The sequence below is a fragment of the Pseudomonas sp. SST3 genome (genome assembly GCF_003325755.1).
Genome location: NZ_QORI02000009.1, coordinates 118,397 through 132,505, shown reverse-complemented (window position 1 = coordinate 132,505; position 14,109 = coordinate 118,397). Strand labels below are relative to the sequence as shown.

Below are 14,109 nucleotides of genomic sequence, written 5' to 3'. Positions count from 1 at the left end.
CTGACTGCTATGGCGCTCAGCGGCAGGTCGGCTGTTGTAGAATGCCTGCCTTCTTTGCCATAGGAGCTGCGCCTTGCGCGAAATCGTCCTGATCAACATCACCGGGGAAGATCGCCCCGGATTGACCGCGGCCATTACCGGCGTGCTCGCTCAAGGTGGCGTGAATATTCTGGATATCGGTCAAGCTGTCATACATGACACCTTGTCGTTCGGCATCCTGGTGGAAATTCCCGATACCGAACGCGCCTCCTCGGTTCTCAAGGACGTGCTGTTTATGGGCTACAAGCACGATCAACAGGTGCGCTTCACGCCGGTCGCCGAGGAAGACTATCAGCAGTGGGTCGCAGGGCAGGGCAAGCCTCGGCATATCGTCACGCTGCTGACTCGCAAGGTTACCGCCGAGCAATTGCAACGGGTCAGCTCGATCACCGCCAAGTACGGCCTCAACATCGATCATATTGATCGCCTTTCGGGGCGCCAGCCGCTGGATATGCCCGAGGAACTGGGCAAGGGCTGCATAGAGTTCTCGGTACGTGGTGAACCGGCCGATACTGCAGCGCTGCGCGCCGAGTTTCTTAGCGTGGCACAGGAGCTCAATGTCGATATCGCCTTCCAGCGCGACTCGGTGTTCCGGCGTAATCGCCGGTTGGCGGTGTTCGATATGGACTCCACGCTGATCGAAGCGGAAGTCATCGATGAGCTGGCCAGGGTGGCTGGAGTTGGCGATCAGGTCTCGGAAATCACCGAGCGAGCCATGCGCGGTGAGCTGGACTTTCGCGCCAGCTTCAAAGAGCGCCTCGCCCTGCTCGAAGGGCTGGAGGAGCGTGCGCTGGCCGAAGTCGGTGCCAATCTTCGGCTGACCGAGGGAGCCGAGCTGCTGTTCGCTGAACTGAAGCGGCTAGGCTACAAGACGGCGATTCTGTCGGGTGGCTTCACGTACTTCGCGCACCAGTTGCAGGCCAAGCTTGGCATCGATTACGTCTATGCCAATGAGCTGGAAATCGTCGACGGCAAGCTCACCGGCGTCGCTCAGGAGCCCATCGTCGACGCCCAGCGCAAAGCCGATCTGCTTCGCGAACTGGCCGAGCGGGAAGGCTTGCGCCTGGAGCAGACGATTGCCGTGGGTGACGGCGCCAACGATCTGCCGATGCTAGGGTTGGCCGGGCTGGGTGTGGCCTTTCGGGCCAAACCGCTGGTCAAACAATCGGCCAAGCAGGCGATTTCGACACTGGGGCTGGACGGCATCCTCTATCTGCTCGGCTTCAGGGATAGGGAAGGGGTTGAATAGAGGCAGAAGCAGCAGCGAGCTAGAAGCTGAAAACTAGAATCAAAAGCAGCCACGAGGCGCATGGTGTTTATGTAGCCGCCTGCGGCAGCGGAGGTCGAACGCTTCGCAGGCTGCGGCTTCACAGCTTCCAGCTATTCGTCGTCCGAAGAGAAGTTGTAGTCCATCGACTGGCTCGGCCCCTGCAGATATTGACCCTGAATGTAGCCGACGCCCACCTGCCACAGCGTGGCCAGGATGGTGGCGCTGTCGACGAAGGGCACGATGGTCTGTTTGGATTGTTCGTGAAGGTCCGCCAGTAGTTGCTTGAGCGCTTCCTGATTTTCCTGGCGGCTGAGGTCCTGGGTATAGGAACCGTCGATTTTTACGAACTCGGCCTTGAGGTGCTTGAGCGTGTTGAACGGATTGAGCACGCAGCCGAACTGGCTGAGGGCGATGCGGCAACCCAGCCCGATGAGCCCTTGGGTCAGCGCCTTTGCCTGCTTGAGGTAGGCAACGGCATCCTCCTCGTCGAGCTGGAAGACCAGCGAGTCGGGTGGCAGGCGCGACGCCTTGAGCGCAGCTCCCAGCCAGTTAAGCAGGGAGGGATCCTGCAGGCTGGCGCTGGAGAGGTGGATGAACAGTCGCGTGCTGTGGCCCTTGCTGCGGTGTTCAGCGACCAACTTGATGGAATTGAGCAGTACCCAGCGATCTATCTTGGTGGCCAGTCCCGCTTCTTTCGCCGTGCCGAGAAATTCGCTGGGCGGCACTTCAACGCCTTGTGGATCAAGCAGGCGTAGCAGGACCTCGTAATGCTCGTGGCTGTCGCCCCGCAGGCTGATGATCGGCTGGAACAGCAGACGGAAGCTGTTCTTTTCCAGCGCCTGCTGCAACATTGCCAGGATGTTGCCTCGGTTGGCTGCCGCCGCCAGCTCGTCGGCCGGGTCGAAAACGCGAAGCGCATTACCATCGACAAGTTCTTCGGCACAGCGGTGGGCGCGGTCGATCACATCCCGGGCTTTCGCGGTCTGTTCGTCGAGCGCAGCGACGCCGATGCTCAGACTGGTCTGAACGGTACGGCCACTGATATCGAACAGATGCCCCTCGACCTTGCGCAGCAACTCGGTCAATGGCTGTTGAAGTTGCTGGGGCGTGGCCTCCGCCATCAATACCGCAAATGCATCGTCGCCGAAGCGTGCCAGCTCGGCCTTCTGCGGGAACTGCTCGCGTAGCAGCCCGGCCAGTTCGGCCAGCAATCGGTCGGAATCGCCCAGGCCGATCTCGGCCTGCAAGCTGGCAAAGCGATCAATCCGGATATAAGCGAGGCTTGAGCTTTGGCCAGCGTTCACCGCGCGCTCGACCGCGCTGTCCAGCGATTCGAGGAAATGGTTGCGGTTGTAAAGTCCTGTCACCAGGTCCTGGCTGCTGATTTCCCGCAGCTTTTCCAGTTCGGCATTGCCGCTTTCTGCGCGAATGACGACCTGAATGCAGGGTTCGCCATCATAGCTGGCCGGTGAAAAATGCATGCGAGCCTTGAAACTGCCACCATCGGCACGGACACCGCCGCACACCAGTTCGGCGCTGCCCTGCAGGCTCTGGTAGTTCTTCAGGAAACCTTTGAACTCACCCTGATCGCAGGAGGCGATCAGGTCGATCATCGGCATGCCCTCCAGCTCCTCGACATCCTCATAGCCGAATAGCTCGAGATAGGCGCGGTTGGCGTAGATATGCATGCCGTCATGGACATACGCGATGGCATCCACTGAGCTTTCCAGCAAGAGCTGGCAGCGCTTCTCGGCCTCACGCAACGACAGCTCCGCGGTGCGGCGCGCACGGCGGTCCTCGAGGTTCGCCAGCTCCCGGTTGGCGATCAGGATCAGCCACTCGTCCTCGCCCTGCGGTAACGCTCCGTGTGCACCCAGTGCGAGGGCTTCGGTGATGGAATCGGCGTCGTTGCCGTCGATCAGCTGGATGACCGGAATGTCCTTGGCTTGCTTGCGGATGGCGCCGATGGTTTCGCTGGGATCGAGATTGACGCTGGTCGGTGCATTGATCAGCAGATCCCAGGTCTGTTGGAGTGCATCGGCAAGGTCCTCGCTGGAGGTGAGTCGATGCACCCGCGTCGCCTGGCCTGCGTTGCGAAACAGGCTGACGAGTCGCTCAGCTTCATTCTGCGAATCCTCAAGGATCAGCAGGCGGATGGTTTTCTTTTGCGGGGCCATGGCAGCAGCTTTGGAGCGCGCCGTAGACAGGGCGCGAAGGCTAAAAAACGGTGAGCCGCAATCTACAGCGTGTTCCAGAGCGAGTCAAAATCTTCGCCTCGAGGGACAGCATGAAGGCCCCGAGCTGTGATCGGCATCTCCTGGGAAACGGCGACCAGGCCCACCAATTGATATTCGAACTGGTTGTAGCTGCTAGTGCCGGTCTGGCGACGGCAGAGCAGTGCGCGCTGCTCATCGCCGTTCTGGTTGATCTGCACTTTCTGGCCCTCTTGGAACGGCAGGCGCGGCACGATCAGCGTCGCCGGGCGTGATATGACGCTTATTTCCGGCAGAAGCAGGGCGCGTAGATATTCGCTGCCCTGCTCCGTCTTGCGTAGCAGACGAAGGCCGCAAGGTTGAGCTGATGGCGCGATGAGTTCCACACCCATTTGCGGCCCGCTGCCGCGAACCTGGCGAATCCAGCGCACTACCGCAACGCTCCAGGTCTGGCTGGTGGCGTCCTGCAGGCCGAGCAGTTCGCCCGCTTGGAGCTGTGCCGGCACTTCGCCTGGCCAGGATAGGCAGAAGCCGCCGGGGCTCTGGTCGACCCGTTGCACCTCGAATGTCGGGAACAGGCATTCGACTGGTGGTGGCGCGAGGTCCTCCTTGTCCGTCGTGGTTGCCATGACGGGGCGGACGAATTCGATGTGGTCGTTCGGCAGGACCCCGTCTTCGTTGATCGCCTGGGCGTCGAACGCAACGGCCCAGACATCAGGTGCTGCATTGTTAAGCTTGAAGACCGCTGATTGCGTCGCGTCTGGCCGTTGCAACAGCTCCCCGAATGGGCGTTGATTCGCCAGATAGTAATGCAGTGCACTCATGCCGATGCATAGCGTCATCTGGCCTTGCGCAGGGGTGCGCTGAAAGCTGCGCTCGGAGATATCGCCCCAGGCCGCGCTCAGGTGTTGCAGAAGGTCGAGGCTCAAGCCTTCGGGGACTATGAGCGAGGTCTCCTGGAGAGTATCCGATGGCGACTGCAGGTGTCTCTGAATGGCCTTGACCAGGCCGTGCGGGTCAATGCCGAGCAGGTTGGCCCGCCCTGCGGATGTGAACATCGATCGATAGCGCGGTGGGCCATCGATACGGGGCGACACGCCGAACAGGCTGGACGGCGCTTGTGCGCTCTGCAGGCGAACCAGCGTGCTCCAGGGCTCCAGGACCTGCGCCAGTTGCCCTACGTCCTGCTGACGCATCTGATTGCAGCGGGCGCTGCCGATCATAAGGGCGACGATGTAGCTCTGTTCGGCGCTCAGCCCTTTGACCCGGTAGGCCAGGTCGTCACGTACGAGAGAGCGATGCACACCATGAGTGGCGGCGATGGCATACAGTTGATGAAGCTCGAGCCAAAGACCATCGGGCGTAGGGCTGTACAGCTGCGTCGAGCGTACGAGCATTGCGCAGAGGCTGCGGATGGCTCGTTGCAAGGAGATGGTGAGCAGTTGCAGACGCTCGCGCCCGGTTTGCGGAGCAAGTTCGACCGAGATCAGTTTGTAGCCGATCGCGAGATGGTTGTGCAGCGCCTGACACAAACTTGCGACCTTGCGTGGGCGCTCGCCGAGTACGATCGGCTGATTGATGACGTAGCGTTCCAGTTCGCGGCAGACGAAATGGATTTCTGGGCGAAGCAATTCGAGCAACTGAAGACGATTCTGGGCCGTCGTTCGCAGCTGATTGAGTTCCAGCATCGCTTGGTAGAGCTGCCGTGCAGTTTCGCCGAGATTGGCCTTGGGCAGGCCGGAAAGCCAGCGCCTAACGCCGCGCGCGCTGGGCTCGCAGAAGGACAACTCCTGGCAATCCGGCGTCGGCACGCGCAACGGCGATGGTTGGCTCTGGTTTTCCAAGCGATGAACTCCGTGGCGTACGTGCGTCACGCATCGCCGACGATTCGGCGATGGATGAGCACTTGTCACTGCGTGATGTCAAAATGCAATCGTTGCGTGACATCATAGCGAACACGGAGAGGTTGGCTAGCGGCAGCCGACCATTGGTTCGGTTCTATATCTGCGTCGAATCGGAACCCGGTGCGTTAAACGGAGAAGCGGGCTTGGCCTGGCCCAGGCTCTCACCCATGCAAACTGGCGTCAGCGCCGTTAATTGCTCGGCCCAGCTGACCTGATCCGGTCCGAATAGCACGATCACTGTGGAGCCCAGTTTGAATCGGCCCATCTCGGCGCCTTTCTCAAGCCGGATGGGGGCTCGGGCCGGTTCGTCGTAGCGGAAGGTCTTTAGCGTGCGCTTGGGTGGGGTCACCAAGCCGGCCCAGACCGTCTCGATGCTGGCAACGATCATCGCGCCGACCAGAACCATGGCCATCGGCCCCCGCTCGGTATCGAACAGACAGACCACGCGTTCGTTACGAGCGAACAATTCCGGTACGCCTTCTGCGGTGACGGTATTTACCGAGAAGATGCGACCCGGTACGTAGACCATTTCGCGCAGGGTGCCGGCCAGCGGCATGTGTACACGGTGATAATCCTTGGGCGACAGGTAAACGGTGGCGAATTCGCCGCCCATGAAGGCCGCCGCACGCTCATGGTCGCCCCCAAGCAGTTCCATCACGCTGTAGCTATGGCCCTTGGCCTGGAAAATCCGCCCTTGCTCGATCTGACCCAGCTGGCTGATTGCACCGTCACAGGGGTTAAGGACCGCGCCTGGGGTCGGAACCAGCGGGCGGGCGCCGTCTTTCAACGCGCGGGTGAAAAACGCATTGAAATGCTCGTAGGCAGTCGGGTCTTCGACCTGGGCTTCACGCATATCAACCTGAAAGTGCCGCACGAACCATTTGATGAAAGTGTTCTTCACCCATGGCAGGCGGCACTCGGCGAGGCAACCGGCGAGGCGCGAAATCAGATGGTGCGGGAGCAGGTACTGGCTGAGTACGAACAAACGATCTTTCATGGATGACCTTTTCATTGCTGGATCGGGGTGTCGGGCAGGTTGCCCCATTCGCCCCAGGAACCTGGGTATCCCTTGATTCGTGGATAGCCCAGGGCCTTGGCCAGCAGGTAGGTGAAGCCGGAGCGGTGATGCGTCTGGCAGTGAGTAATGATTTCTTTGTCGGCGGTGATACCGAGTGCCTCCAGCCGTTCGGCAATGTCCTCGCGGATGCGTAGCGCGCGTGCCGGATCCATAGCCGCCGTCCATTCGAAATTGATCGCCCCGGGAATATGGCCGGTACGTGCTGCGAGTGCTTTTTCGCCGCGGTATTCCTCGGGCGAACGGGCGTCCCAGATCACCAGATCGGAAGCGCCGAGCCGGCTTTCGATGTATTCACGGGTCGCGCTGGGGGCTTCGTCGAGTTGCAGTGCGATCGGCCCGCCTGCGGCGGCGGGGCTGTCTTGCGACAACGGCCGCTGCTCGGCCAGCCAGGCATGCAGCCCGCCGTTCAGGTAGTGGTAGTGGCGGTGACCGATGACGTCCAATAGCCAGATGAATCGCCCGGCCCAGCCGCCCCCTTCATCGTCGTAAACGACGTAGACCGCGTCGGCACGATGCCCCAGCGCGCCGAACAGGCTTTCCAGCTGGGACTTGCCAGGCAGTTGCCCCGGCGCTGGCGGCTGGCCAAGTTGGGTCTGCTTGGGATCGACGAATCGCGCCCCGGGCAGGTGGCCTTCGGCATAGCGGGCCGCGCTCGTCAGGTCGACCAGGATCAGTTCGGGGGCATCCAGTCGCTCGGCCAGATCGGCCGGTTCGATTACCAGGGGCAGGGTAGAAAAGGCGGACACGGCAAGCCTCGGTCGGTCGGAAAGGACCAAGTCTAGCGAAAAAAATCAGCGGCCGCGTTTGCTGTATATCGCCAGGGCCCGCTCGATGCACTGGGCGGTCTTGGTAAAGGCTTGCAGACCCACTTCGCTGAACGCGGTGTTGCTCTGGTCGGCCACCAGCAGCATAACTACCCGGCCCTCATGACCCACGGAGCGCAGCAGCACATGTTCGCTGGGGAACAGCGCCTTCAGGGCTCCCGGCAACAACGCTGAAAACTGCGCCACGTTGTCGGGCTCGAGTCGCAGCAGCACGGGCTTTTCCAACAATCTGCGCAACACTTGGCTCTGGGTTGCATCGAGGGTCAGTCTGGCGGCTTCGGGCGGCAATCCGTTCGCCTGCTGGCTGACCAGGCGCTGTTGCTTGCGATCAACAAGCATCAACAGCACCCGCTGCATACCTGCACAGGTCAGTGCTTGGCATGCGGTCGCGGTGAGCTGAACGATATTGTCGTATGGACAGGGTTCGATGAGCAGTTCACGACAATGCGTGCGCCATTGCGCCAGCGCTTCGGTATCGGGCAGCTTCGCCAGCCGTTGGGCCTGAAAAACACTTGCCCATGGCCACAGAAGTCCTTGCGCCGGATGCCAGAGATCGGTCGGCCCGGTCTCCTGTGCGCTGGCTACGGCTTGCTGATGCACCATTTGCTGCAGCTCGGCCAGCGGCACCTGCAAATAGAGCCCGGCGAGACGCTGCCAGCGCAGGCTGTGAATGCCGCTCCAGCTGTGGTGTGCCGAGAGCGCCAGGCCATTGGCGAGGACGATGGTGTTGCCCGGCAGGGTCAGCCAGCGGCGTAGCTCCGGATCGGCATCGAGCATTTGTTGCTGGTGCAGCGGGTGTTCATTGTCCCGGGCGATATGCAGTGCCTTGATCAGCATGCGCCGATTGTCGCTCAGCAGCCTGTAGCCCTGGGCAATCCAGCCAGGCAGTCGCCAGTGTTCGGCCGTCACCGCGCAAAGCTCCAGCAGCGGCACGCCGAGCAAGGACTGCTCAACCTGGTGGGCCGGTTCACGCCTGACCAGCACCCTCTGCTCCCAGGCCTCGAACAGTTCCGGATGTGCCGCGATCAGTGCCCAGATGGGTGCGAGAAACAGCAGGCTGCTCCAGTGGATTTCCTGCCAGAGCCGCGCGAGGCGGGCGGCGAACAACCCGTTGGCTTGCTGGCTGGCATGAGCGCTGATAAGCAATATCTGCCGCAGAGGCCTCGGGATGTCACGGGGTTGGCTTGCCGGTATCCGAGCGAACAACGCCTCGGCGCGTTTCAGGCCAATGCGACTGAGCGCCACTTCCAGGCTCTCGGCCGGTTTGCTGGTGGATACGGCGTTACGATTGGCTTCGCGAATCACGCTCAGCGCCAGGACCGGGCTTTCCTGGGTCAGCTCTGCGATCTGGCGCATGGACATGCTGCTATCGCCCAGCGCCCGATGGACGCGCGCATACGGGTCGGCAAACGCAGGCAACACAACGGCGTCCAGCGTCTTGAGCCAGGCGGGAAGAGAGCGGGGTACAGGAGTCGTGGTCATGGCGCCATCGAACTAGCATTTCATCGGGATGGCCTTTAGTCTGGCGCAAAACGACCGATAACCCGAACAATTCTTTCATACGCCCCCGCCTGTAACCCAGTGGGCGCGCGACACCGCGCGGCTTCTTCCAGGTGCCCTGTGATCAGGTTCTAGACGTACCCTCCTATGGCAAAAATCATCGGCATCATCGTAGTCATCGCCAGCGTGCTTGGCGGTTTCGTGCTGTCCGGCGGCAAACTCGGCGCGCTTATTCATCCTTTCGAACTGATGATCATCGGTGGCGCGGCACTGGGCGGCTTCCTCCAGGCGAACCCGGGAAGCACCATCAAGGTAGTGTTCCGGAAGTCGCTACAGATGTTCAGCTCGCGGTATACCCACAAGTACTACCTTGAAGTGCTGGGGCTTCTCTATGAAATTCTTAACAAGAGTCGTCGCGAGGGCATGATGGCGATCGAGGCGGATCTGGAGGAGCCCAGCGCCAGTCCCATCTTCAGCAAATACCCGGCGATTCTGAAAGACGAGCGGATGACCGCGTTCATCTGCGATTACCTGCGGATCATGTCGTCGGGCAACATGGCCCCGCATGAACTGGAGGGGCTCTTCGACATGGAACTGAACAGCCTGAAAGAGGAACTGGAACATCCCTCCCATGCCGTAGCCCGCGTTGCCGATGGCCTGCCTGCGATGGGTATCGTCGCGGCGGTGCTGGGTATCGTCGTTACCATGTCGGTGCTGGCCGAGGCGAACAATGCCGAGATCGGCGAAAAGGTCGGCACGGCCCTGGTCGGTACCTTCCTCGGCATCCTGGCCTCCTATGGCTTCTTCGGTCCGCTGGCGGCCGCGCTCGAACATGACGCCAAGGAAGAACTGAACCTCTATGAGGGCATCAAGGCGACCCTGGTCGCGTCCGCCTCCGGCATGCCGCCGACCCTGGCGGTGGAGTTCGGCCGCAAGGTGCTGCTGTCCGCGCACCGGCCGAGCTTCTCCGAGCTGGAACAAGCCATGCGCGGTAGCTGACCGTGGACAACAACCAACCGATCATCATCAAGCGGGTCAAGAAAACGGCCGCCGGTCATCACGGTGGCGCATGGAAGATTGCCTTCGCCGACTTTGCGACCGCCATGATGGCCTTCTTCCTGGTGATGTGGCTGATGTCCTCGGCCACGCCGGAACAGAAGCGCGCCATTTCCGGCTACTTCCAGGACCCTATTGGTTTCACTGAAAGTGCGAGCCCACATGTGATCGATCTCGGTGGCACGCCGACGCCAGCCCCCGACCGTACCCTCAATGATGAAGTGGACCCGGCCGTCCAGCAGAGCGAATCGAAGATTGATGCCGAGCAGGCGGAAACCTTTGCCGAGCAACTGGAGCGCGAGCGGCTGGAGCTATTGCTGCAGGAGTTGCAGAACAAGGTCGATGAGAATCCAGACCTGACCCGCTTCAAGGACCAGATATTGTTCGAGATTACCCAGGATGGCTTGCGCATCCAGATCATGGATGCGGCCAATCGGCCGATGTTCGCCTTGGGCAGCTCGCAGCTGCAGCCCTATTTCGAAGACATCCTGCTGGCAATGGCCGATACCATTCGCGCGGTGCCGAACAAGATCAGTGTCAGCGGCCACACCGATGCCAAGCCTTACTCGGGGCGAGGCGATTTCGGCAACTGGGAGCTGTCCTCGGGGCGTGCCAATGCGGCCCGGCGTACCCTCGTCGCCGGTGGCTACCCCGAGGAGCAGATCGCTCGCGTGGTGGGCTATGCCTCGTCGGCGCTGTTCGACCGTGAAGAGCCATTGAATCCGGTCAATCGGCGCATCGACATTCTCGTGCTGACCAAGAAGGCGCAGCGCACCATCGAGGGCGAACAATCGGACGCGGCAGGTGCGTCTCCGGTTCCAAGGCAAGGGCCCCCGAGCGATGCCCCGATGCCGGCTTCAGTCGAAGAGACCATCGAGCCGCTGCAACCGCCGCAATTGCGTGAGCGGCTGAACATCTTCGAGGATGGCGTGCTGGAGTTCGATCAGCCCGGCGGCAACTGATTCAGGCGCTTGGCCTCCGGTTCGTGGGGAAAGTGCCTGCTGACTAATAGTCGGCTTCCGGCAGGCTACTGATGATATGCCGGTAGCTGGCCATGCGCTGCGGCTGGATTTCCCCCTGCTCCAGCGCTTTCAGCAGTGCACACCCCGGCTCGCGGTCGTGCTTGCAATCACGAAAGCGGCAATGCCCCAGCAATTCCTGGAACTCGATGAAGCCGGCTTCCACATCGGCGCGGCTGACATGGCCCAGGCCGAATTCGCGAATGCCCGGGGAATCGATTAGCTCGCCGCCGCCGGGAAAGTGGAACAGTCGTGCGGTGGTGGTGGTATGTGTGCCCTTGCCGGTCATTTCCGACAACGCTCCGACGCGGGTATCGACGCCAGGCAGCAGGCTGTTCACCAGCGATGACTTGCCCACTCCTGACTGGCCGACGAACACGCTGACGTGGCCGTCGAGCCTGGCCTTCAGTGCGTCCATGCCTGCGCCGTCATGGGCGGAAACCTCCATCAGCGGGTAGCCCAGCGTTCGGTACACCCCCAGCAATGCATTGAGGGCACCTTCGTTCTGCGCATCGATCAGATCCGCCTTGTTCAACAGCAGCAGCGGCGTAATACCGGCGTGCTCGGCGGCGATCAGGTAGCGATCGATGAGGTTGGCGTGAGGTTCCGGCAAGGGAGCGAAGACGATGACGATCAGGTCGACGTTGGCGGCCACCGGTTTGAGCTGGCCGCGAGTGTCGGGTCGGCACAGTTCGGTTTGCCGCGGCAGTTGCGCGACAATCACGCCGATGCCTTGATTGCCTGGACGCCAGACCACTCGATCGCCGGTGACCAGGGCTGGCAGGTTGGCGCGCAAGTGGCAGCGGAAGACCTGGCCGCGGTGCTCGTCCTCCTGGGCTTCCACTTCCACCTGCACACCGAAGTGGGCGATCACCAGGCCGGTCTGTTCCGGACCGAGATCGCCGCCCTCGAGCTCTTCGATGGTGCGTGATTCCCGCCGTGCTGCGCGCAATGCGCGCTCTTCCTGGATCTTCTCGATGCGCCAGTTCTGCCGGCGGTTGAGTTGGCGTTTGGCCATTTGAGTGCGGTGCCCAGGCTGGAAAAGTGGCGAGTCTAGCATGCCGTCGAGCGCGGCTACGGCCCTGTATGGAGCGCTGTCGGATGGTTAGACTTCGCTTCCGTTCTTGCTGCAGCGAGCGCCCATGCCTGCTTTACGTGTTGCGCGATATCCGACCCTGCTGGCTTTGCTCAGCCAGTTGTCGTCACTGCTTGTCAGCTGGCTGCTGTTGCTGGTTCTGGCGCGGTTGCTGGGTTGGCATGTCAGTCTGCTGACTGCGGCCTGGCTGCAGGGGGCGCTCGCGGCGCTGATCGGGCAATTATTCGGACTGTCGCGCTGGTGGCTACCGATCAATCTCGGCTTCGTGCCGGGGCTGGTCCTGCTGCAGGGGCATTCGTTGCCACCCTGGATGCTGCTGGTTGGCTTCATGGTGCTGGTGTTATTGAACTGGAATGCGTTGACCGAGCGGGTGCCGCTGTATCTGACCGGCACCGCAACCGAGCAGCAACTAATTCTACGGTTGGCGCAACTGCCGGACAGCTTTCGGCTCATCGACCTGGGAAGCGGCCTCGGTGGCACCCTGCTGCGGCTGGCGCGGGCCTTTCCGGACGGGCAGTTCGTGGGCGTCGAAACCGCGCCGCTGACCTTTGTGTTGTGCTGGTTGCGCTGCCTGTTCCAGCGCAACTGTCGGGTGCGCTTTCGTAGCATCTGGCGTGAGCCGCTGGGTCATTACGACGTGATCTACTGTTTCCTTTCGCCTGCGCCCATGCCGGTCTTGTGGGAGAAGGCGCGCGAAGAGATGCGCCCGGGCGCGCTGCTGATCAGCAACAGCTTCGAAGTGCCGGGCGTCGAGGCGCAAGAAGTCCTGCCTGTCGATGACTGGCGTCACTCGCGCCTACTGATCTGGCGGCCCGGGGGCGATGCGCAACCTGACGGCCGCACTGCGAGCGGCTAAACTGCGCGCCACAGCCAAGGAGCTCACCATGCAGAACCCGCAGAATCTGATCTGGATCGACCTGGAAATGACCGGCCTGGATCCGGACAACGACGTCATCATCGAGATGGCGACTATTGTCACCGACAGCCAGCTCAACGTTCTGGCCGAGGGGCCGGTCATTGCGGTCCATCAGAGCGACGAAATTCTCGCCGGCATGGATGAGTGGAATACCCGTCAGCATGGCGGCTCCGGGCTGACTCAGCGGGTGCGTGACAGCCGAATCTCTACCGAGGAGGCCGAAGCTCAGACGCTGGCGTTTCTCGAGCAGTGGGTGCCCAAGGGCAAGTCACCAATCTGCGGCAACAGCATCTGTCAGGATCGGCGCTTCCTGTACCGTCGCATGCCGCGCCTGGAAGCGTACTTCCACTACCGCAACCTGGATGTCTCGACTCTCAAGGAGCTGGCGGCGCGCTGGGCGCCGGAGGTGCTGGCCAGCTTCAAGAAGAGCGGCACGCACCTGGCGCTGGACGACATTCGTGAATCGATTGCCGAGCTGCGCCACTACCGCGAGCACTTCATCAAGTTTTGAACGACAACCACACGGATGCAGCAGCTTACCGCCCTAGCTTCCGCAGCTCGTCGGATTCGACTATCCGCGTACCGTCGCCTTCCTCCAGCGCCAGGCGCCAGAGCGCACGAGCTAGGGTGCAAGCAGAGATACCGCGGTATTTGCCGGGCAGCAGATAGGAGAGTGGCGCGGTCAGTCGCTCGACTGGCCGCACTTCCGTGCGCGGACCGAGTAGCTGCGATGGGCGTACGATGGTCAGTTGCGGCCAGTCCTGGGCGCGCAGAGCCTCTTCCATCTCGCCCTTGACCCGACAGTAGAAAATCGAGCTGTCCGGGTTGGCACCCAGGGAGCTGATTACCAGCAGATGCCGCACATCCAGTTCGCGCGCGCGTCTGGCGAACTGCACGACCAGATCATGATCGACCGCACGGAAGGCTTCCTGGCTGCCTGCTTCCTTGATGGTGCTGCCCAGGCAGCAGAAGGCGGTGTCGATGTCTCCCGGCAACTGCGGCAGCAGCGTCTGCAGCGGTCCGACCGGGTTTACAAGTCGCGGGTGTTCGGCCAACGGCTTGCGGCAGGGCGCCAGGACGCACTCCACAGTGGGTTCGTTGAGCAGGCGGTCGAGCAGATGCTCGCCGGTTAGCCCGGTGGCGCCGGCAAGCAAAATGCGCTGTGGCGTCAAATACATGGTTTGGCTTCCTGTA

General features: G+C 61.8%; 12 protein-coding genes. 5 read left to right on the top strand and 7 right to left on the bottom strand.

The window, feature by feature from the left end; genetic code table 11:
* The first annotated feature begins 73 nt into the window (after nt 1–73).
* Entirely contained in the window at nt 74–1,288 is a 1,215-nt protein-coding gene (gene serB, locus DQ405_RS11460) for a phosphoserine phosphatase SerB (RefSeq protein WP_168424341.1), read from the top strand.
* A 131-nt stretch (nt 1,289–1,419) separates the two neighbouring features.
* Here serB and DQ405_RS11455 read toward each other — a convergent pair whose 3' ends face one another.
* From DQ405_RS11455 to DQ405_RS11435, 5 genes are all read right to left on the bottom strand, one after another.
* Nucleotides 1,420–3,486, bottom strand: a complete 2,067-nt coding sequence (locus DQ405_RS11455) for an EAL domain-containing response regulator (RefSeq protein WP_168424340.1) — start codon at nt 3,484–3,486, stop codon at nt 1,420–1,422.
* A gap of 62 nt (nt 3,487–3,548) precedes the next feature.
* The gene (locus DQ405_RS11450; RefSeq protein ID WP_168424339.1) at nt 3,549–5,366 is read right to left on the bottom strand and encodes a molecular chaperone; all 1,818 of its coding nucleotides are present in this window, start codon (nt 5,364–5,366) and stop codon (nt 3,549–3,551) included.
* 154 nt (nt 5,367–5,520) lie between these two features.
* Nucleotides 5,521–6,423, bottom strand: a complete 903-nt coding sequence (asd, locus tag DQ405_RS11445; protein WP_168424338.1) for an archaetidylserine decarboxylase — start codon at nt 6,421–6,423, stop codon at nt 5,521–5,523.
* A gap of 11 nt (nt 6,424–6,434) precedes the next feature.
* Nucleotides 6,435–7,250 carry a rhodanese-like domain-containing protein gene (locus DQ405_RS11440; protein WP_168424337.1) on the bottom strand — a complete coding sequence of 272 codons (816 nt, stop codon included), beginning with the start codon at nt 7,248–7,250 and terminating at the stop codon, nt 6,435–6,437.
* 45 nt (nt 7,251–7,295) lie between these two features.
* Nucleotides 7,296–8,810 (bottom strand): HDOD domain-containing protein, encoded by a 1,515-nt coding sequence (locus DQ405_RS11435; RefSeq protein ID WP_168424336.1) that lies wholly within the window; start codon nt 8,808–8,810, stop codon nt 7,296–7,298.
* A gap of 165 nt (nt 8,811–8,975) precedes the next feature.
* On the opposite strand from DQ405_RS11435, the gene motA reads away from it, so the two are divergent.
* Together motA and motB are read left to right on the top strand one after the other, a co-directional pair.
* Nucleotides 8,976–9,827, top strand: a complete 852-nt coding sequence (gene motA, locus DQ405_RS11430; protein WP_168424335.1) for a flagellar motor stator protein MotA — start codon at nt 8,976–8,978, stop codon at nt 9,825–9,827.
* A 2-nt stretch (nt 9,828–9,829) separates the two neighbouring features.
* Nucleotides 9,830–10,846 carry a flagellar motor protein MotB gene (gene motB, locus DQ405_RS11425; RefSeq protein ID WP_168424334.1) on the top strand — a complete coding sequence of 339 codons (1,017 nt, stop codon included), beginning with the start codon at nt 9,830–9,832 and terminating at the stop codon, nt 10,844–10,846.
* A gap of 43 nt (nt 10,847–10,889) precedes the next feature.
* Here the strand turns inward: motB and rsgA are convergent, their stop codons facing one another.
* A complete protein-coding gene (rsgA, locus tag DQ405_RS11420) occupies nt 10,890–11,921 on the bottom strand; it encodes a small ribosomal subunit biogenesis GTPase RsgA (RefSeq protein ID WP_168424333.1) in 1,032 nt (343 codons plus the stop codon).
* A gap of 124 nt (nt 11,922–12,045) precedes the next feature.
* Here rsgA and DQ405_RS11415 point away from each other — a divergent pair, with 124 nt between their 5' ends.
* Together DQ405_RS11415 and orn are read left to right on the top strand one after the other, a co-directional pair.
* The gene (locus tag DQ405_RS11415; protein ID WP_168424332.1) at nt 12,046–12,855 is read left to right on the top strand and encodes a class I SAM-dependent methyltransferase; all 810 of its coding nucleotides are present in this window, start codon (nt 12,046–12,048) and stop codon (nt 12,853–12,855) included.
* Nucleotides 12,856–12,883: 28 nt separating this feature from the next.
* The gene (gene orn / locus DQ405_RS11410) at nt 12,884–13,426 is read left to right on the top strand and encodes an oligoribonuclease (RefSeq protein WP_168424331.1); all 543 of its coding nucleotides are present in this window, start codon (nt 12,884–12,886) and stop codon (nt 13,424–13,426) included.
* Between the two features lie 25 nt (nt 13,427–13,451).
* Here the strand turns inward: orn and DQ405_RS11405 are convergent, their stop codons facing one another.
* Nucleotides 13,452–14,093, bottom strand: a complete 642-nt coding sequence (locus DQ405_RS11405) for an oxidoreductase (RefSeq protein ID WP_168424330.1) — start codon at nt 14,091–14,093, stop codon at nt 13,452–13,454.
* Between the last annotated feature and the right edge of the window lie 16 nt (nt 14,094–14,109).

Excerpts from the sequence above, each read along its gene's own strand:
- DQ405_RS11435 (WP_168424336.1), bottom strand. The coding sequence starts at position 8,810 with ATGACCACGACTCCTGTACCCCGCTCTCTTCCCGCCTGGCTCAAGACG.
- orn (WP_168424331.1), top strand. The coding sequence starts at position 12,884 with ATGCAGAACCCGCAGAATCTGATCTGGATCGACCTGGAAATGACCGGC.
- DQ405_RS11455 (WP_168424340.1), bottom strand. The coding sequence starts at position 3,486 with ATGGCCCCGCAAAAGAAAACCATCCGCCTGCTGATCCTTGAGGATTCG.
- asd (WP_168424338.1), bottom strand. The coding sequence starts at position 6,423 with ATGAAAGATCGTTTGTTCGTACTCAGCCAGTACCTGCTCCCGCACCAT.
- rsgA (WP_168424333.1), bottom strand. The coding sequence starts at position 11,921 with ATGGCCAAACGCCAACTCAACCGCCGGCAGAACTGGCGCATCGAGAAG.
- DQ405_RS11405 (WP_168424330.1), bottom strand. The coding sequence starts at position 14,093 with ATGTATTTGACGCCACAGCGCATTTTGCTTGCCGGCGCCACCGGGCTA.
- motA (WP_168424335.1), top strand. The coding sequence starts at position 8,976 with ATGGCAAAAATCATCGGCATCATCGTAGTCATCGCCAGCGTGCTTGGC.
- DQ405_RS11415 (WP_168424332.1), top strand. The coding sequence starts at position 12,046 with ATGCCTGCTTTACGTGTTGCGCGATATCCGACCCTGCTGGCTTTGCTC.